The sequence below is a fragment of the Paenibacillus sp. FSL F4-0243 genome, assembly GCF_037963295.1.
Taxonomy (GTDB): domain Bacteria; phylum Bacillota; class Bacilli; order Paenibacillales; family Paenibacillaceae; genus Paenibacillus_AQ.
This window is the reverse complement of record NZ_CP150151.1, coordinates 6,705,134-6,723,287: the sequence shown is the minus strand read 5'-3', so window position 1 is coordinate 6,723,287 and position 18,154 is coordinate 6,705,134. Positions and strand designations below refer to the sequence as shown.

The following is an 18,154-nucleotide window of genomic DNA, read 5'->3' as shown; positions in this document are numbered from 1 at the left end:
TTGGAGGATCCTATGACGATTTCAGACATACTGATGGTAATTGCAGTGATCTGTATCTGGTCTCTATTACTGGTGAATGTGACCCTCATTATCGCAGGCTATTTATATTACATTAAATCTGAAAATGAGGACATACCAGAGATAGAGGGCGAATATCCTTTGGTTTCAATTATGGTTCCTGCTCACAATGAGGGGGTAGTAATCTGTAAGACGGTAGAGTCTCTGCTAGCGCTTGATTATCCGGAAGATCGATATGAGATTATTGTGATTAATGATAATTCCTCTGATAACAGTGCTGAACTGCTGGCCGGTATCCAAAACCGAAATCCGGGGCGGCAGCTGATCGTCATTAATACGGATGCGATTACGGGTGGCAAGGGGAAATCGAATGCGCTGAATATAGGCTTCACCCATTGCAAAGGGCAGTTAATTGCGATTTATGATGCAGACAACACTCCTGAAAAAACGGCTTTACGTTATCTGGTCGCTGAGATCATGAATGACTCTAGCCTAGGCGCAGTAATCGGTAAGTTTAGAACCCGTAACCGTAACGCAAGCCTACTTACCCGGTTTATTAATATTGAGACGTTGTCCTTTCAATGGATGGCGCAAGCGGGACGCTGGAAGCTGTTCAAGTTATGCACCATTCCCGGCACTAATTTTATTATGCGCAGGTCTATCGTAGAAAGTATCGGTGGCTGGGATGTTAAAGCGATAGCCGAAGATACAGAAATCAGCTTCAGAATATATATGATGGGTTATCGGATCAAGTTCCAGCCGAAATCGGTCACATGGGAGCAAGAGCCACAGACTTTAAAAGTCTGGTTCAAGCAGCGAACGCGCTGGGCTAAGGGCAACATTTATGTCATTGTCAAAAATATCCCCCTGCTGTTCGATAAATCCGCCGCAAAAGTCCGATTCGATATTCTTTATTTTCTAGCCATTTACTTCTTATTGCTGATGTCGTTAATCACCTCGGATGTGCTGCTCATCCTGCATGCTTTGGGCTATGTACATACTACCATTGCTGGGCTTAGCAATTTCCTCTGGCTGCTCGCCATCATTCTGTTCGTTGTAGGTACTTTCATAACGTTGACGACAGAGAAGGGCGAGATGAGCTTCTCCAATTTATGGATCGTAATGTTGATGTACGTCTCTTATTGTCAGCTGTGGATGGTTGTCGCCGCCTACGGACTATATCTTTATGTCAAAGACCTCATCTTCAAAAGAGAAGCAAAGTGGTATAAGACTGAACGCTATTAATAAAGAACAAAGAAGTAATGTGAGAAATATGTGATCACAGGAGAAACAGAACATGATGATGAAAAAACAAATGGTTATACTGTTAACCTGCCTCTCTCTTTTTCTAATTCAATTGAATGTTGCAGCCGCCGAGGCTCCGCCTCAGGATACTAGATTAACCTACACAACCTCTTTTACAGGAACAGATACTGCGTTAAAAGGTTCGAGTGCCCAGCAGCAATATTTTGAGGTCATGGATTATTGGAATGTGGATGAGATCAGAATTAACCTGCACTTTCAAATTTCGCAAATTACCAAGGAGCAGATTTCTAGCGTTACCTTAACACTAAATGGCAGCCCATTCTATACATTTAGACCCTCTCTAAAAGATAATGGCGAACAACAGCTGGTCCTTCAGGCACCTAAAGGGTTTCTAAAAAAAGGAACCAATACGCTTGGAATTCAGGGCTATTTGCAGTCGAACTATACAGATGAACAATCTTGTTCTGTCGATTATGATTTTGATAATTGGCTGCATCTGTTTAATACATCCAGTATTGGCGTGATGTATACGCCAAAGCCCTTGACTGGAGGGATTAGTGACTTTAGCGAGCGCTTCTCTGGCGTTGATACCTTAACGAAGAATTATAGTGTTCTGACCGTACCGGATAAAAGCACAGGGGCAGAACTGGAGTCGGCTACTTATGCGCTCTCCGGACTTGTGAAGGGGAATACATTGGACAATAGAACGATTCCAATGCTTCCCTACCGGTCAGATACGGTGAAGAATAAAGCTGCGGTTGTACTGGTAGCTATGTATGACCGAGTACCAACTGGGCTTAAGGCTCAGTTAAGCACCTCTGAAGATTTAAGTACACATGCACTGCTGCAGTTAGTGAATAAGGATACTCAGCCCACACTAGTCGTAACCTCGAAGGATGAGAACTTACTGATTAAAGCAGGCCGTTTTGTTGCGAATGAAGAGTTATTGGGTCAAATCAGCAGTGATTTAAAGGTGGTCGATGATGCTACAGAAGTATCTGCACCCCCCCTTTCGATTAGCTCCAATATTACGCTTACAGAAACGGGTGATAAACTCACTGGGGCACGTCATCAGGAGCAGACATACTTTGTTGCATTGCCCTCTAACCGCTCGATTGCAGATTCAGGCAGAATCAGATTGGATTTCCGTTATGCACAGAATTTAGATTTCGACCGTTCATTAGTGACTGTCAGCATCAACAACACACCCATTGGCAGCAAGAAGCTGACCAAAGAGCTGGCGAATGGCGATAAGCTGGATCTTCCAGTTCCCCAAAGCTTGAATATTTCGGGTAATTTCACGGTAAATGTAGCCTTTGATTTGGAGCTGAAGGGAGCCGAATGTACTTTAGATAAGCAACAAATGCCTTGGGCGTATATCAGCAAAGATTCTGTAATGCGTCTTAATACTAAGGATCGGACGGATCTTTTGTTTAATAACTATCCGTATCCGTTCATACGCGACGGACTTTACAATCAAGTAGCAGTCGTTCTACCACAAGAAATGGATGATTATTCATATTTGAGTTTAGCTAATGTATTTAATCTACTGGGAAAATACGCTAGCGGAAATATAGGCAACATTCAGTTCTACACGGATAACATTAGCGCTGATCATTTGAAGAATAATAATGTCATCGCCATAGGTACGTATAAGAATAATAAGATCATCCGTGATCATAATGATAAGCTCTATTTTCAATATAACGGGAACGGAACAGCGATTCGCTCCAATGAGAAGATGAGTATTGAAGATCATTACGGTGCTCAAATCGGTACACTGCAGTTGATTGAATCGCCATTTGAAGCGGGACGGGGGTTGCTTGCTGTTACGGGAGCCCACTCTGAAGAGTACTATTTGGCGTCGAAGTTGATCGCAACAGAGCGGGATAAATGGAAGGTGTTTGGCGATGGGGTAATCGTTGATAAGGACGGTAATGTCAATGCGCACCGTTTCAAGATCATTACTGGAGCAGCAGAGGATTCCGTGGTTAAAAAAATAGCGGAACGAACGGACGTGCTGAGTTTCATTATCGTAATTGTGCTGGTGCTGACACTGGTGATTCTATCGCTGATCCTGCTGCTTCGTAAACATATGAAGAAACGTGGTGATAAGCGTGAGACGTAATCGCAGCGGTTTAGTTTCGGATATCGCTCTCTTATCGTTCCTGGTGCTTCTTTTTATTTGTATTGTCTTCATTTCAGGGGCACCCGATGATTATATCCAGAATATTATCATTTTAAATGTGGCCTTTATTCTGGCGATTGTTACGTATTTTACAACGGTGACTGCAGGGTTGGTCTTGAACCTGGTGTTTATATTTGCTTATGGCTTCTACACGATGTATCAGACGATATCTTTGGGAGAGACAATTGGACTGAATACTTACTTCTGGCTAATTATGACCCCATTGTTAACAGTGGTACTGTGGATATTTACACTAAGCAATCGTGAGCTGCAGGCTGAGAATCAGCGTTTGGAGAATAAGACTGCCAATATGGCCATCATCGACGAGAACACAGATCTGCGTAACAGTATTTCTTTTCAGAAGGATGCCGCTTTATTTACAGGCATTTCTACTCGATATCAGATTCCACTCACACTGCTTGTAGTGAAAGTGAAATACTGGAATGAGATTAGACGTATTATTCCCGAAGATAAGCTGGCTGAGGCCATTCATGACGTGTCTCAGCTCAGTCAGGCCAGCATTCGTACCAATGATGCACTGTATCTGCTGGACAAAGATGACGCAACATGGGGCCTTCTGCTGTTCACCGACAACGATGGAGCAAAAATCGTGATCGAGCGGATTAAATTGAAGCTTCAAGAGCTTAATGACACTGAATTTGTCAAAAAGTATAAAGTTAGCCTCGGTCTCAAAATAGGTGCTGTAGAATATCAATCCAGCACTATTGAGAACCCGTTAGATTTTATTGTTCAGGCTAAAAAACAACTGGAGTATGATGTATAAGTCAGTTGAACGTAAGGGAATATAAGGAATATCGGATAGTAGTTGACTTTACATGTCGATTTCACGTATGATGGAGTGGTGGTCTAAATCGTAAGATTTACGAATTTTCCTACGTTTATTAGGTTATACTTATAGATAAACCTACAGATCATTTGGTTAATTTACCATAAAGGCTCCACTAATTTGTTCAGAAGGAGGACGATCAGAATGAGAGAAGGCATACATCCAAAGTACAACAAGGTTATTTTCATGGATGCAAGCGTAGGCTTCAAATTCTTGAGTGCATCTACAAAATCATCCAATGAAACTATGGAATGGGAAGATGGTAACACTTATCCTGTTATCCGCGTGGACGCAAGTTCCGCATCCCACCCATTTTACACTGGTAAACAAAGAGATACAGAACAAGGCGGCCGTGTTGACAAGTTCAAACAACGTCTTGCACAAAAGAAATAAGCATTCATACGGTTTAAAAAGGGACAACCCATTTAGAAGCGATCGCTTCAGGGATGTCCCTTTTTTGTGTTCAGACATGTTAGAATGAAATGGAATTGACAAATTTCGATAGTGGCAGGGGAGCGATTAGTAGTGGAAAATGAAATAAAAGTAGATACCGTCCTTAAGAGTGAGGACGTTCAGGAGTTTAACCTATGGTTCAGCTTGAATAGCCGTATTATACTTAGCTCTTTCAGTGTGGTTGCTTATTTTGTGATTTTGCTGTTAATTACTAAGGATTACAGTATTAAAAATATTTCAATCCTTGCTGTGACTGCTGTGATTCTTGCCGCTGTTTTATGGTATATGACCAAATCAAGCTTGACCAAAAAATCTAAAAAAGCCTTCGCAACAGACAGTTTAGCCCAGCAACCTCAGAGCTATTCCGTATCAGATGAGGGTATAAAGTACGTATCTGAGGCAGGTTCCGGGCAAGTGAAATGGGAAGAGATACATAAAATAGGTGAAACGATGAACCTGTTCGTGTTTTTTGTGTCTTCTAATCGAGCGCTAATTATTCCTAAACGGTACTTTCAGTCGGTACAAGATAAAGATGCATTTAAGGACTTGGCCAGAAAGTATATGTTCTCCCATCGAGTAAAGTTCAAATCGTAAGATGTACAGATGTGCTGGTATTTGTTGATTCATTTGTAGGATTGATTAAGATATAATGATAGGAGCGACTTGAAAAATAGGAGAAATATGGCATGCCGTGGATTCAAGGATATCCGTATTACTTATTAATGGGCAGTGTTCTAAGCTTTTACATGGGCATCAGCTCCTATCGACATCGAAAGTCGGCAGGAAGACGCTATTTATGGATCTTAATGCTGCTGGTCAGCCTCATATTTATTGCAACGGCGGGAGAGATCATGTCATCCTCTTTTCAGGCTAAGCTGTGGTGGAAGAATATGCAGCAGGCTCCGCTTTTTTTAAGTGCGTTATTTACTTATGCTGTCGTTAAAGAATATGTGTCTCCTTCCGCGGAACGCCTACCTGTAAAACTTGCTATTTTCTCGATTCCAATTGCTTTGGACGTACTGCTTATTTTTACGGATACCTATCATCATCTAATGCGTAGTGAAGTGGGCATGGCCACTGTTGCGGGTGTTAGTGGAATTACTGTAAAGCCTACGCTTCTTAGCATGGCTTTTATTGCTTATGATCAGCTATTTGGTCTATATGCGGTCTGCTTGCTAGCTGTTTCCTTAATGAATAGACCGAGAGCTTTTTTGCGACGTGCGTTCTTACTATTTGCCGGGTTACTTGTTCCGGTCGTTTCTGTTTTTTTACTTCCCTTGTTGAAGATCACGCTTACAGGCTTTACGGCCTTCACTTATCTACCCGCAATTATAGCGGCTTATTTGTGTTTATTCATTGACTCCAAATCTACGATCTATCCTTTAACTAAAATTAAAATCCTGGAGCATATGAAAGACGGCGTAGTATTGACAGACCGGAATGATAGTATTATTGGTATAAATGAGGCTGCAACCTCCATTTTGTTTGAGATTACCGGGATATTGAATGAGACCTGGATGGGGAAAAATATTAATCTTTTTATGAGGCATCACAAGGACATTGGCGCTCATTATAGTCAAAGGACCGAAGGACAGTTTGAGATTGTATGTACTGGAATAAGAGAGATTTGTTATGGGGTTTCCTTGATAGCGACTGAACATCAGGCAACAGAGAACAAGGGGATGCTAATTGTTTTTAGTGACCATAGTGAAAAGAAGCGGTATGAACGTGAATTGGTCTATCAAGCAACGGTAGATGATTTGACAGGACTTTATAATCGCAGGCACTTTATGCAAATGGTGCAAAATCAAACGATTCCGGACGGACTTGGACTGGCGCTGTTGTTATTTGATATCGATGATTTTAAGTTAATTAATGATACCTATGGTCATTTAGCAGGAGATCAGGCATTAGTTGATTTCTCGAATAAAATACTTCAGGTGTACCAAAACAAAGGCATTGCCGGAAGAGTCGGGGGCGAGGAGTTTGCTGTATGCTTTTTTGCTGAGGATAAACGTGCAGCCTTGATGGAAGCAGAGGATTTTCGCACTACGATGAGTGATTATAAAATAATTTTGAACGAACACGATAGCATTCAGCTTACCGCTAGCATCGGAATTTCTTTTACAGAGCGCAGAGAGGTGACTTTCGAAGATTTGTATCGGGAAGCGGATGAAGCGTTATATCGTTCCAAGAATTCGGGCAAGAATAGAGTAACACTAGGTCGTGAACCCATTTTAAGAGAAGCGATGAAGGGATAAGAGGTGTTCTAATGAATCTGACAATTAATGAAGTGATGAGTAAGCTTGAAGAAATGGGGACAGAGCAAACGAAGCGTACTTTCGTACGACATGGTGCTAAGGAGCCTTTATTCGGAGTAAAGGTAGGCGATTTGAAGAAGCTGGTAAAGGATATCAAGAAAGACCAAGGTCTAGCTCGCGCTTTGTATCAGACGGGGAATTATGATGCGATGTATTTGGCAGGGCTTACAGTTGACCCCAAGACGCTTACGAAGGAAGAGCTTCAAAGCTGGGTAGTGACAGCTTACTGCTCTGGAATAGCGGAATATACGGTAGCGTCTGTCGCTGCAGAGAGCCCTTACGCACTAGAACTTGCAAGAGAATGGATTTCTTCATCGGATGAAATGGTAGCCACCTGTGGGTGGAGTACTTATGGGAATTACATTTCAGTTACGCCGGATGATCTGCTAGACATCGCTGAGATCAGAATGTTACTACAGCAAATACAATCTACCATTCATCAGGAACAGAATCGAGTCCGTTACACGATGAATATGTTTGTAATTATTGCTGGCAGCAGCGTAGCCCAGTTGCTTGGTGAGGCAACGGAAATTGCTGCAAGCATCGGAAAGGTCCAAGTTCATATGGGACAAACCGCATGTAAAGTACCGTTGGCTGTAGATTATATTGCCAAGGTGGAGCAGGCAGGAAAGCTTGGTGTGAAGAAGAAGACCTGTATTTGTTAATGGAGACAGTATAACATCGCCTTCAAGTTAGTCACTCTATTTCCCCCTCATATTCTATTGAGGAGTGAGTAAACTTGGAGCTTTTTTATGGTCAAATACACAGGTGTTTCAACGGTGCTCAAAAATGTTTAAGTTACCAGCAGTAAAAATTCACATAGAAAACTTAGTGGAGCAGTGAAGAAGGAACAAAGAGCCATTATTATAAGGAATTAGGTAAGGAGTTAGGCTTAGAAGACAGGACGGAGGCACTTTGTGAAAAAACATCGATTTACTTTGCAGTATAAAATACTATCTATAACAATTTTTATCGTGATCTGTCTATTAGGATTCGTGATGGTTATGCATGATAGAATCAATGCGCTGCAGCGGGAAAGTAGCTTTATTTCCCATCAGGATCGAGAGATAACTAGTTTGACTAATCAGATCGAGAAGAACATTCTAGATATGGAAACGGGACAACGAGGTTATATTATCACCGGCGATGATAAGTATCTGGAGCCCTATAATTTGGGGAGAACTCAATGGAAGGCGAATTATGATGAGCTCTCCGTGCTTACTGCTAATGATTCCATGCAACTTCAGCGTCTGATGGGCATTGAAAATAATATCCAGCAGTGGATCAAGCAGTCCGGGGATTATGTGATAGAGTTGAAAAAAGAGGGACAGGAAGCTGAAATCTTACGATATTTCCATTCGGATGATGGCAAAGATCAAATGGACCGAATTCGTAGCCAGATCAGTACTTACCGCGAGACGATGAATAAGAATACTAATGATTTGATAGCTGGACAGGCAGATCAGAATAAATTGCTGCTGGAGCTCCTTTATATTGTTTGGGCGATTATTGCTGTTACCTCAGTGATCGCCTCGTGGATCATTTCACATGCCATCGTTAGTACGATTCGTAAGGTTACTCATACGATTACTGGATTAGATTCCGCTGATGATACGAAGAGAAGAGTGGAGATTACCACGAATGATGAAATCAGGGATCTCAGTTTCGCTACGAATCATCTGATAGACACGCAACAAGAGCGAATATGGATTCAGGATCATGCTAATGATTTGCTGTCAAGGTATCAGGGCATCACACGAGTCTCACAACTGGGCGATATCTTTTTAGGTAAAACTGCAGAAGTTATTGATTATCCATATGGTGCCTTATATATACGGACGCAAGATCATGATCGAGACATGTTAAATAGAACTTCTACTTTTGCTGGAAACAGCGACATAATAGATCATGGGACATTCCAAATTGGAGAAGGTTTGGTTGGTCAATGTGCTAAAGAGGCACGTTTGATTCACATACAGGATCTTCCAGATGAGTATATCAACATTCAGTCCGGGCTGGGCGTTTCCGCACCGAAATTCCTTATATTACTTCCAGTTTGTTTTTCGGGTGAGGTAGTTGCTGTGGTGGAAATTGCCTCCTTTTCTCCACTTACTGAGCCGCAGATTAAATTCTTGGAGTCTATTTCAAATGCATTTGGTGCTGCAATTAACAGTACCATCAGCAGTATGAGAATTGATCAACTTTTGGAGCAATCCCAACGCTTAAACGAAGAACTTCAAGTGTATACTGAAGAACTACAAACCCAGTCTGAGGAGCTGCAAATCCAGACAGAGTCGCTACATGCGACGAATAGAAAGCTGGAAGATAAGAATCTCTTAGCTGAACAAAAGTCATTTGAGGCTGAAAAAGCTCGAATAGAGCTTGCTCAATCTGCAGAATTATTGCGGCAAAGCTCGCAGTATAAATCGGAGTTCTTGGCGAATATGTCTCATGAACTCCGAACTCCGCTTAACGGCATATTGTTACTCTCCGAATTTCTCATGGAGAATCAGTCAGGGTCCTTAAGTGAGGAGGATATTGAATTCTCCCAAGCCATTCATTCTTCTGGGCAAGATCTGCTGGCGCTGATTAACGATATTTTAGATTTGTCCAAGGTTGAGGCAGGGAAGCTGAATATTGAAGTTGAAGCGATAAATCTAACGGAGATCCCGGAGGCAATGCTTCAGAGCTTCAATCACCTGTCTCGAAAAAAAGAGATTCCTTTGCATATACAACTGGGGGAGGACTTACCTCCGCTATTTTATTCGGATGCTCAAAGGGTACGGCAAATTATTATAAATCTGCTGTCCAATGCGTTTAAGTTTACAGCTAATGGTTCAGTAACTCTTGAAATACGTTTGGCGACTACAGACGAACTACGGAGTTTGGCACATTTGGAACCAGGGTTATTTATTGCTTTCGCCATCAAAGATACTGGAATTGGGATTCCTTTTGAGAAGCAGGCTATTATTTTCGAAGCTTTTCAACAGGCGAATGGAAATACAGAACGTCAATACGGTGGAACTGGGCTTGGGTTATCCATATCCAGAGAACTGGCAACACTGCTCGGCGGTAGGATTACAGTGGAGAGTCAAGAAGGAATAGGTAGTGTCTTTACGGTGTATTTGCCAATGAAGCTTCAGGACCCTAGCCTTGAAGAAACCGCTGGGATAGCAGATCTTAATCATGAGGAAGAAAGTTCGGTTGCTCTTCCCGCAGCAACCAGTGAGAACATAAGCAGCGACTTCACCTCTTTAAATCATAAGCATGTTCTAATTGTGGATGATGATGAGCGGAATCTGTTCGCGTTATCTAACACGCTAAGGAAGCGTGGACTGCAAGTAACTACAGCTGCGGATGGAGAGAGAGGCATACATGCGCTGGAGCAATCTGCATCCATAGACATCGTTCTTATGGATATTATGATGCCGGTAATGAACGGATTTGAAGCTATCGCTCGAATCAGAGAAATGCCGGCAGGGAATAAAATTCCAATTATAGCGCTGACCGCGAAGGCGATGAAGGAAGATAAGGCGAAAATCTTACAAGCGGGTGCAACAGATTATCTTAGTAAGCCAATTAACTTAGAACGTTTATTAGCATTGATGCAATTAATCCTAAATAGTGATTCATAAGGTGATAGATTCTAGAAAAATCAAACAGCGCGCGCCAATGGAGTACTGGCGCGCGCTGTTTAGTTTGTACGAGCTGTCGATTGGACAGCTCTAGGGTTGTTGATAATGTTATTGTTGAACGGAATCTACTACGACTTTAGCAGCTGTGCCGATTGGTGGCAGGCTCTTAGTCAGCATAGGGCTGTAGAATCCTATAACTTTTGCGCCTTTTACAAGTTCGCTGCTGTTTACAGCTTTGCCATCGGTATTAATTAGCGCGGTATCTTTGCTAATGCGAAGTACTACTTCTTGTTGTGACTGTTCGTTCAGGCCACTGCCTTTAACGGTGATGCTGATGTTTCCTTCATCGTCTTTTTTAACTTCTTCAATGGTACCTGCAGTACCCAAAAGATCATTTTGTTTCTGCTCATCTAGAACAGTGATCTTGTAAGTTGGAGTTTGCGGTGGCAGGCTCATGGTCATGATCATGGAATGCTCTGCTTTTACGGTCATACCGATATGAAGATCTTTTAGAGCAAGCTTAGTACCGTCTGCCATTTCGATAGTCGTATCTTCACCTACATTCAGTACGATGCCATCTGTGCCTACACCCTGGATCTGAACGGATTGGTATTTGCCCTCATTATTGACAGCTGTAATCACGCCAGTCTTGGTCATATGCTCTTCCTGATTAGCAGCAGTGATCACGATGGAATCTCCCTTCACTGTCATGTTGTGGTGGATGATTTCACTTACAAAGGAAGCTGGAACGTACAAAATGGAGTCAACCAATTGTGGTGCAGTTCCAAGCGTAGTATTCATTTTATTAATGCTATAGCGATCTTCTCCGGCTTTCACTGTAGTGAAGACAGCACCATTGATAAGATCAACGGATTTAGTTTGTCCATTCCAAGTTAATTCAAAGCCAAGTGCTTCAGTAACCGAACGAAGTGGCACCATAGGCTCTTTGCCATTTGTAGTTTGGAAGCCTGTTTCTTTCAGAGCGGAACCGTTGATTTCAATCGCAAATGTTTTTTGGTTAGCGCTAACGGTAGTTTGAGCAGCATCATTTTTGGCAGAAGTTGTTGTTGGTGCGGCATAGGCTGCTCCTGTTGATAGTGCTAGGGACAAAGTTAAAAGAACTGTACTTGTTTTTAAAATGTTGTTCATAGTTGTGAGCTCCTTTTTAAGTTCATTTGTTAGTGTTGTTATTATCTAGACGGGACATCCCTCAAATATGTTGCAGTTTTTTGCATAAAAAAGAGTAAGAGACCCTTCCGTTTGTAGTAAAATGGAAATATTAACAATCGCTCACATTAGGAGGCGCTATGGAGTCATTCAAAGATCGACTTAGATTCATGAAGGTCCAGCAGGACGGGCTTATTAAGGAATATGAAGCTCTGATCGCGGAATATGAAAGTCACGATCTGGTCAACGAGAATGAACACTTAAAGAAGCAATATGAGAAACATAAGCTTGCTTTAGTGGAGTTAAAGACTCAGGTAGGGAAGCTTCAAGAAGAGAATACAGAGCTAAAAGTTACGCTAACGGAACAAATTTTAGATGAGAAGCTTGGCATTCTTAGTCTATCGAGACAGAAGCTGCAGACTTATTTTGCCTCTAAAAGCCTTGCCCATACGGACCGGCTGACGGCTTTTGAGATGGACACAAAGCGTCATATTCAGCAGCTGTACCAAACAGCCGCGAGGCAGCTCGGTGAGGATAAAGCGGAGTTATCCAGTCGACTTGGAGCGTTGTCGGCGGAGTTAAATGAGCGTGTACTAGCGCAGCGACAAAGACTGAGGGAATCCGAAATTGCTCTGAACTCCAGAATGGATAACGGATTACATGATTTTGCCTCAGAAGAGATCAGTGAAGAAGTATTGGAGCGTCGAAGAAAACAAAATCAGATCGAAATGAAAATTGGACTAGGCTGGATTAACAAGCTTGGGATCTTGTTGCTGATCTTGGCCGTGGGAGCGGCATTCAGATACTCCTATTCCAATTGGTTCACCGGTTATATGAAGGGAGGCGCCTTTTTCCTACTGGGTTTACTGATGTTAGGGGGCGGGGAGTGGCTCTACCGCAAAGGAAAAGGGACGTTCGCTTTAGGGCTACTTGGCGGCGGGATTTCAGTGCTGTACGGCTCTATTTTCTATAGCTATTTTTTACTGGATATTATCAGTATTTATGTAGGGCTGTCCTTATCCGTGCTCGTCACTTTGACTGCGGTGCTCCTGTCTTTAAGGTATGAATCACGAAGTATTTGTGCTTTGGGCTTAATCGGAGGGTACCTGCCACTATATTCTTATCTTGGGGCTTTCGGGCTTTCAGGCAACGCAGTTTATGTGGCAATGGGCTACTTATTTCTTCTGAATTTATTCATTCTACTAATCTCCTTCCGCAAACGCTGGAACGTGGTCAATTACATCAGCTACTTATTTAATACACCCTCCATGCTGATATTAATAGCGTTATCGGATAGCAACGGAATGAATATGATTTATGCGGTGCTGACTTTTGCGATGTATTTGGGTATTACGTTATGGTACCCGTTCAAGTATCGCTCCAAGTTGTCTTGGTGGGATTTCTCTCTACTGGGATGCAACACGTTTATTAGCTGTCTTACCTTGTATCTTCTATTTCTGGATGCAGGGCTCAAGGATTACAATGGTGCGCTGGCGCTGCTCTTCTGTCTGCTGTATCTAGGGCTTGGACGAGGGCTTGAAAAACTGATGCCACAAGAAAAAGAAAGCATGCTGCTGTTCTACGCTACTTCGCTGACCTTTGGTATTCTGATGATTCCGTTCCAATTTGGAGCGGCTTGGTGGTCCATTGGCTGGTTGGTTGAAGGCGTTGTGCTTACCTTGTTTGGTAATCTGAATCGGTTTAAAGGGATGGAAAGGGCAGGCTGGGGGATTTTAACGCTTTGCCTTGCGGTGTTCTTCGGATTAAATGTACCAATGCAGCTCAGTATAGCCAATGAATGGTTGAATTCCGCAGACGTCTATTTTCCGCTAAAATATGTCTTCATTACTGCAGGCATGCTGATCATTGCCGTATGGTACGCTGTTCAGCATAATCGAAAGGATGTCCTACAGCGCAGTGAGCCTTACGAAATCACCTTAGCCCTGTGGTTTAAATACGCGGCATTATTGAATTTCTGGATCTATGGTTTGTATGAATCGAGAAGACTGTATCGTCTGGCTGTACCGGAGGATTTCTCGCATAGAACCTTCTATAATTTGCTGCTGTCCGCTCTGTTAACTATTATTCTGGCCTATGTATTGCCAAAGGTGAAGGTGCTTTATGACACGATTGTTAAGTATTTTGTGAGACTTCTCTTTGGGATCGGCTACGCTATTTGTTTGGTGATTACAGTAGGCTTGCCAAGCCTGCAGAATGAGCTTGCACGTAATACCGGGGCTGATTATATCGCACTGGGTGTGCTTATTATCTTCAATATTTTCGTGTGGTTTAGTGGACGTGATCTGCTGATCACCTTGCTTAAACGTGAGTATAAAAGTATGGAGATCTATCCTGTTTTCATGGGAGTGTATCTACTCGGAATCATCACCGCTTTTCTAGGGGTACAGCTGCAATTAAGCGATGCGGGATTAATATTTAGTCTTGTGTATCTGTTGATAGCAGTTCTGTTCATCATGTACGGCTTCCGCAAAAGATATGTGTATATCCGGCGCTTCGGCCTTGGATTAACGCTTCTGGCGACAGGTAAGCTGCTGCTATACGATTTGGGACTACTGAATACCGGAAGTAAAATTATCGCTTATGCCAGCTTTGGGATTTGCCTGCTGGGGATCTCCTATCTCTATCAAAAGGTGTCAAACAAAATGGAGGAGGGGCAGGCAGCGACGGAGAATGTGACTAAGGGGTAACTTACAATGTGAATCATGGGAAGGAAGACGGGGATGTATCAGACTTATATTTTCGATCTGTACGGTACACTGATTGATATTGAGACAGATGAGGAGCAATCTGAGGTATGGGAAAGGTTAGCTCTCCATTTCGGATATCAGGGACTCTCTATATCAGGTAGTGAACTGCAAGAACGGTTTTTGCGGGAGCGGGATCTTCAACTTGGTGAAGCCGCACGGAGCTGCGAGTATCCGGATTTCGTAATGGAGGAAGTGTTTCGGTCTGTGGTCCGTCAATTAGGTGGAGAACCGGATCAAGCGTGGTTATATGAAACCGTGAGGTGGCTACGGACGTTATCAATGGTCCACATCTCTCTATATGAGGGTGTGACTGAAATTCTACAAACGTTAAGAGAACGTGGCAAAAAAGTATTCTTGCTCTCCAACGGGCAGAAGACATTTATTGAGGCAGAGTTAACTATGCTCGGAATCATACATCTATTTGATGGCATTGCGATCTCTTCGGAAGCAGGGGTGAGCAAGCCTGATCCGCTATTTTATCGCTATTTAGTTGAAAGGTATGGAGCGGATTTGAGCTCAGCCATTATGATTGGAAATGATCCTCGTACGGATATTGAGGGGGCTCTGAAGGCAGGGATTGATTCCTGTTACATTCACACGGCTTCTTCACCGTCCGATATGGTTGTGACGAGTACGTATTCTATATGGGATGGTGGTTTGCGGCAAATCCCAGGATGGAACTCATAGTTGAATTAAAAAGTCCCCGTCCCCGGCTTCTTACTCACCGGTTACGGGGACTTCGTATGATCACAACGCCGTTTGTTTATGCTTGATTAGATTACGCCTTCAGCCAACATAGCATCGGCTACTTTCTTGAATCCAGCGATGTTCGCTCCTGCAACGAGGTTGCCGGACTGTCCATACTGCTCGGATGCATCTACAGACTGTTGATAGATGGAAACCATGATCTCATGCAGCTTCGTATCAACTTCTTCAAAGCTCCAGGACATACGCATGCTGTTTTGGGCCATTTCAAGCGCAGATACAGCTACGCCGCCAGCATTAGCAGCTTTGGCAGGTGCGAATAACACGCCAGCTTCTTGGAACTGGTGAATAGCTTCAAGGGTGGATGGCATGTTGGCGCCTTCGCCTACTGCTTTAACACCATTCTCAATCAGTTTCAATGCCATGGCTTCATCAATCTCATTCTGAGTAGCACTCGGAAGGGCGATATCACAAGGAATAGTCCAAATTTGCGTGGAATCTTCGGTATACACAGCGTTAGGGTGTTCATTCACATATTCACTTATCCGTTTTCTTTCGACTTCTTTCAGGCGGCGGACAGTTTCGAGGTTAATGCCGTTTTCGTCATAGATATATCCAGCGGAGTCACTACAAGCTACGACTGTTGCACCTAGCTGTACAGCTTTTTCAATCGCATAGATCGCTACGTTACCAGAACCGGAAACAACAACGCGACTTCCTTCAAAGGAAAGGCCTTTTGCTTTCAGCATCTCGTTTACGAAATAAACTGTACCGTAACCAGTAGCTTCTGTCCGAGCCTGACTACCGCCGTAACCAATACCTTTACCAGTCAATACGCCAGCCGGATATCCTCCGCGGATCCGCTTGTATTGTCCGTACATGTAGCCGATCTCACGACCACCTACACCGATATCTCCTGCAGGAACGTCTTGGTCAGGACCGATGTAATTTTGCAATTCAGTCATGAAGCTTTGTGCAAAACGCATGATTTCGCCTTCGGATTTTCCTTTAGGATCAAAGTCGGATCCGCCTTTACCTCCGCCGATGTGTTGGCCGGTAAGAGCGTTTTTGAAGATTTGCTCGAAGCCGAGGAATTTGATAATACTAGCATTAACGGAAGGGTGAAAGCGAAGTCCACCTTTGTAAGGTCCAATGGCACTGCTGAACTGTACACGATATCCACGGTTAACTCTGACCTTGCCTTGATCATCTGTCCAAGGAACACGGAACATAATCAAACGTTCTGGCTCAACCAATCTTTCCAGAATGGCATTTTCCTGATACTTAGGTTCAGCAGCCAGGATTGGAAGCAAAGATTCAAGGATTTCCTTTACAGCCTGATGGAATTCGGGCTCGAAAGGATTACGCGCAACAACCTGTGCGTATACGTCTTCGATATAACGATGTGCCTTGTTGCTGTTTGTGTCTAATTGCTGGGAAGATACAGAGCTCATGAATTCAACCGCCTTTTCTAGTATTCAATTTGGTCCAACACTTTTTTTATATTTTGGCACAAGTCAATGTTCCTCACAACTGTTTTTATTAAATAACTTACCTGAAGTGGAATGTTGCAGAGCCTGTGATAGCAAGAAAAGTGTGAACAAACCGCGGTATACTTCGCGTAATGACGCGTTAAAGCGTGAAATATGCTACAATGGAGATGTAATAATTGTAGGGAGATGAAATTTGAAAAATGAGTGACAAATTAAACGAGCAGGAATTAGTAACCGTATTATCTGCCAAAACCAAAGTAGATCCTAAATTAATTCGTTTAGTATTGAAGCATGAACAGACCTTTATCAATAACGCCAAGGCCAATGCCAAAGGCGAGGTAGACATCGACAATGATGATCTGGTTGATTATGTTGTTGGCCAGCGTGATGTGAAGCTGGATGAAATCACAGTGGAGACGATTCTTGATGCGGAGATGGATTACTTAATGGATAAAGGGTTGGCAGGATACATCGATTAACCCGTGCACATTTCCGGCTCTAAAGCCTTTAATATAGAGGATATTGAGCCGGAATGAAAAAAGTAGGCATTTACATTGCATTCAATGATTTAGTGTGGTACAATGAAGTTAATCATAAATTTAACCCTTAATTCACATATTGTAAAAGGTTATCATTTGTGCGTATGAGTCCTTTTCCAATGTGTGAATTTTTATTTGTTCGTACACTACGTAGGAATAAAAGGACATGTGTTAAATAAAATATTGGAGGTAATATCATGCAAACAGGTACAGTTAAATGGTTTAATGCAGACAAAGGATTTGGTTTTATCGAGGTTGAAGGTGGAAGCGACGTATTCGTACACTTCTCCGCAATCACAGGCGACGGATTTAAATCTTTGGACGAAGGCCAACGCGTTGAGTTCAACGTAACTCAAGGCGCTCGTGGACCACAAGCCGAAAACGTTGTAAAACTGTAATTCGAAAATTAGGCTGCCCTTAACACAAGTTGAGGGCAGCTTTTTTATTTTTCATCTTATGAATCTGCCCCTAATAGGGTGGCGAAATCGTCTCGATTCGATCCAAGGAGGGGTACTTATGTATTTTCGTAAAAAAGCACTGGAGGATCTTCCGCAGGAAGACACAGCCATTTGGTCTTGTACCAAGGAAGGTTGCACCGGTTGGATGCGCGATAACTTTGCATTTCAGTACGTACCTACCTGCTGGCAATGTAACTCTCCCATGACGAGAAGTATGAAGATACTGCCAATGCTTGTGAACACGAATTCAGATATGAAGGCTATGAAGAAAGGCATCACGATTAAGTAACAGCCTT

Annotated in this window: 15 protein-coding genes; 13 read left to right on the top strand and 2 right to left on the bottom strand. The window is 42.8% G+C overall.

The features are described from left to right. Nucleotides 1-12: 12 nt before the first annotated feature. From NSS87_RS29755 to NSS87_RS29720, 8 genes are all read left to right on the top strand, one after another. Nucleotides 13-1,263: a glycosyltransferase family 2 protein gene (locus tag NSS87_RS29755; protein ID WP_042192761.1), complete on the top strand. Its 1,251-nt coding sequence runs from the start codon at nt 13-15 to the stop codon at nt 1,261-1,263. 52 nt (nt 1,264-1,315) lie between these two features. After that, a complete protein-coding gene (locus NSS87_RS29750; protein ID WP_339243937.1) occupies nt 1,316-3,412 on the top strand; it encodes a cellulose biosynthesis cyclic di-GMP-binding regulatory protein BcsB in 2,097 nt (698 codons plus the stop codon). Then, nucleotides 3,402-4,256, top strand: coding sequence for a diguanylate cyclase (locus tag NSS87_RS29745; RefSeq protein WP_042192759.1), 855 nt, complete (start codon nt 3,402-3,404; stop codon nt 4,254-4,256). The genes NSS87_RS29750 and NSS87_RS29745 overlap by 11 nt, the downstream gene beginning before the upstream one ends. A gap of 207 nt (nt 4,257-4,463) precedes the next feature. After that, complete coding sequence (locus NSS87_RS29740; RefSeq protein ID WP_042131530.1) at nt 4,464-4,712, top strand: type B 50S ribosomal protein L31; 249 nt, start codon at nt 4,464-4,466, stop codon at nt 4,710-4,712. Between the two features lie 132 nt (nt 4,713-4,844). Further along, nucleotides 4,845-5,366, top strand: a complete 522-nt coding sequence (locus NSS87_RS29735; protein ID WP_042192757.1) for a YcxB family protein — start codon at nt 4,845-4,847, stop codon at nt 5,364-5,366. Nucleotides 5,367-5,458: 92 nt separating this feature from the next. Then, nucleotides 5,459-7,033, top strand: a complete 1,575-nt coding sequence (locus tag NSS87_RS29730) for a diguanylate cyclase (protein ID WP_339243934.1) — start codon at nt 5,459-5,461, stop codon at nt 7,031-7,033. A 17-nt stretch (nt 7,034-7,050) separates the two neighbouring features. Continuing rightward, the gene (locus tag NSS87_RS29725; RefSeq protein ID WP_339248698.1) at nt 7,051-7,758 is read left to right on the top strand and encodes a DNA alkylation repair protein; all 708 of its coding nucleotides are present in this window, start codon (nt 7,051-7,053) and stop codon (nt 7,756-7,758) included. Between the two features lie 252 nt (nt 7,759-8,010). After that, nucleotides 8,011-10,728, top strand: a complete 2,718-nt coding sequence (locus NSS87_RS29720; protein ID WP_339243933.1) for a CHASE3 domain-containing protein — start codon at nt 8,011-8,013, stop codon at nt 10,726-10,728. Between the two features lie 108 nt (nt 10,729-10,836). Here NSS87_RS29720 and NSS87_RS29715 read toward each other — a convergent pair whose 3' ends face one another. Further along, nucleotides 10,837-11,877 (bottom strand): copper amine oxidase N-terminal domain-containing protein, encoded by a 1,041-nt coding sequence (locus NSS87_RS29715; RefSeq protein ID WP_339243932.1) that lies wholly within the window; start codon nt 11,875-11,877, stop codon nt 10,837-10,839. Nucleotides 11,878-12,035: 158 nt separating this feature from the next. On the opposite strand from NSS87_RS29715, the gene NSS87_RS29710 reads away from it, so the two are divergent. Then, the gene (locus NSS87_RS29710; RefSeq protein WP_339243931.1) at nt 12,036-14,603 is read left to right on the top strand and encodes a DUF2339 domain-containing protein; all 2,568 of its coding nucleotides are present in this window, start codon (nt 12,036-12,038) and stop codon (nt 14,601-14,603) included. Nucleotides 14,604-14,636: 33 nt separating this feature from the next. Further along, a complete protein-coding gene (locus NSS87_RS29705) occupies nt 14,637-15,350 on the top strand; it encodes an HAD family hydrolase (RefSeq protein WP_339243930.1) in 714 nt (237 codons plus the stop codon). Between the two features lie 86 nt (nt 15,351-15,436). On the opposite strand, the gene gdhA is transcribed toward NSS87_RS29705, so the two are convergent. Further along, a complete protein-coding gene (gene gdhA / locus NSS87_RS29700; RefSeq protein ID WP_339243929.1) occupies nt 15,437-16,822 on the bottom strand; it encodes an NADP-specific glutamate dehydrogenase in 1,386 nt (461 codons plus the stop codon). Between the two features lie 239 nt (nt 16,823-17,061). Between gdhA and NSS87_RS29695 the strand changes: the two genes are divergently transcribed. The 3 genes from NSS87_RS29695 to NSS87_RS29685 all read left to right on the top strand — a co-directional run bounded on the left by NSS87_RS29695 (nt 17,062) and on the right by NSS87_RS29685 (nt 18,147). Next, the gene (locus NSS87_RS29695; RefSeq protein WP_042192741.1) at nt 17,062-17,340 is read left to right on the top strand and encodes a hypothetical protein; all 279 of its coding nucleotides are present in this window, start codon (nt 17,062-17,064) and stop codon (nt 17,338-17,340) included. A 257-nt stretch (nt 17,341-17,597) separates the two neighbouring features. Next, the gene (locus tag NSS87_RS29690) at nt 17,598-17,798 is read left to right on the top strand and encodes a cold-shock protein (protein ID WP_019914790.1); all 201 of its coding nucleotides are present in this window, start codon (nt 17,598-17,600) and stop codon (nt 17,796-17,798) included. A gap of 118 nt (nt 17,799-17,916) precedes the next feature. Further along, nucleotides 17,917-18,147, top strand: a complete 231-nt coding sequence (locus NSS87_RS29685; protein WP_042131520.1) for a cold-shock protein — start codon at nt 17,917-17,919, stop codon at nt 18,145-18,147. Nucleotides 18,148-18,154: the final 7 nt, after the last annotated feature.

Bases quoted from the DNA above. Each gene is read 5' to 3' on its own strand.
- NSS87_RS29755 (WP_042192761.1), top strand. From the start codon at position 13: ATGACGATTTCAGACATACTGATGGTAATTGCAGTGATCTGTATCTGG.
- NSS87_RS29750 (WP_339243937.1), top strand. From the start codon at position 1,316: ATGATGATGAAAAAACAAATGGTTATACTGTTAACCTGCCTCTCTCTT.
- NSS87_RS29740 (WP_042131530.1), top strand. From the start codon at position 4,464: ATGAGAGAAGGCATACATCCAAAGTACAACAAGGTTATTTTCATGGAT.
- NSS87_RS29730 (WP_339243934.1), top strand. From the start codon at position 5,459: ATGCCGTGGATTCAAGGATATCCGTATTACTTATTAATGGGCAGTGTT.
- NSS87_RS29715 (WP_339243932.1), bottom strand. From the start codon at position 11,877: ATGAACAACATTTTAAAAACAAGTACAGTTCTTTTAACTTTGTCCCTA.
- NSS87_RS29710 (WP_339243931.1), top strand. From the start codon at position 12,036: ATGGAGTCATTCAAAGATCGACTTAGATTCATGAAGGTCCAGCAGGAC.
- NSS87_RS29705 (WP_339243930.1), top strand. From the start codon at position 14,637: ATGTATCAGACTTATATTTTCGATCTGTACGGTACACTGATTGATATT.
- gdhA (WP_339243929.1), bottom strand. From the start codon at position 16,822: ATGAGCTCTGTATCTTCCCAGCAATTAGACACAAACAGCAACAAGGCA.
- NSS87_RS29695 (WP_042192741.1), top strand. From the start codon at position 17,062: ATGAGTGACAAATTAAACGAGCAGGAATTAGTAACCGTATTATCTGCC.
- NSS87_RS29690 (WP_019914790.1), top strand. From the start codon at position 17,598: ATGCAAACAGGTACAGTTAAATGGTTTAATGCAGACAAAGGATTTGGT.
- NSS87_RS29685 (WP_042131520.1), top strand. From the start codon at position 17,917: ATGTATTTTCGTAAAAAAGCACTGGAGGATCTTCCGCAGGAAGACACA.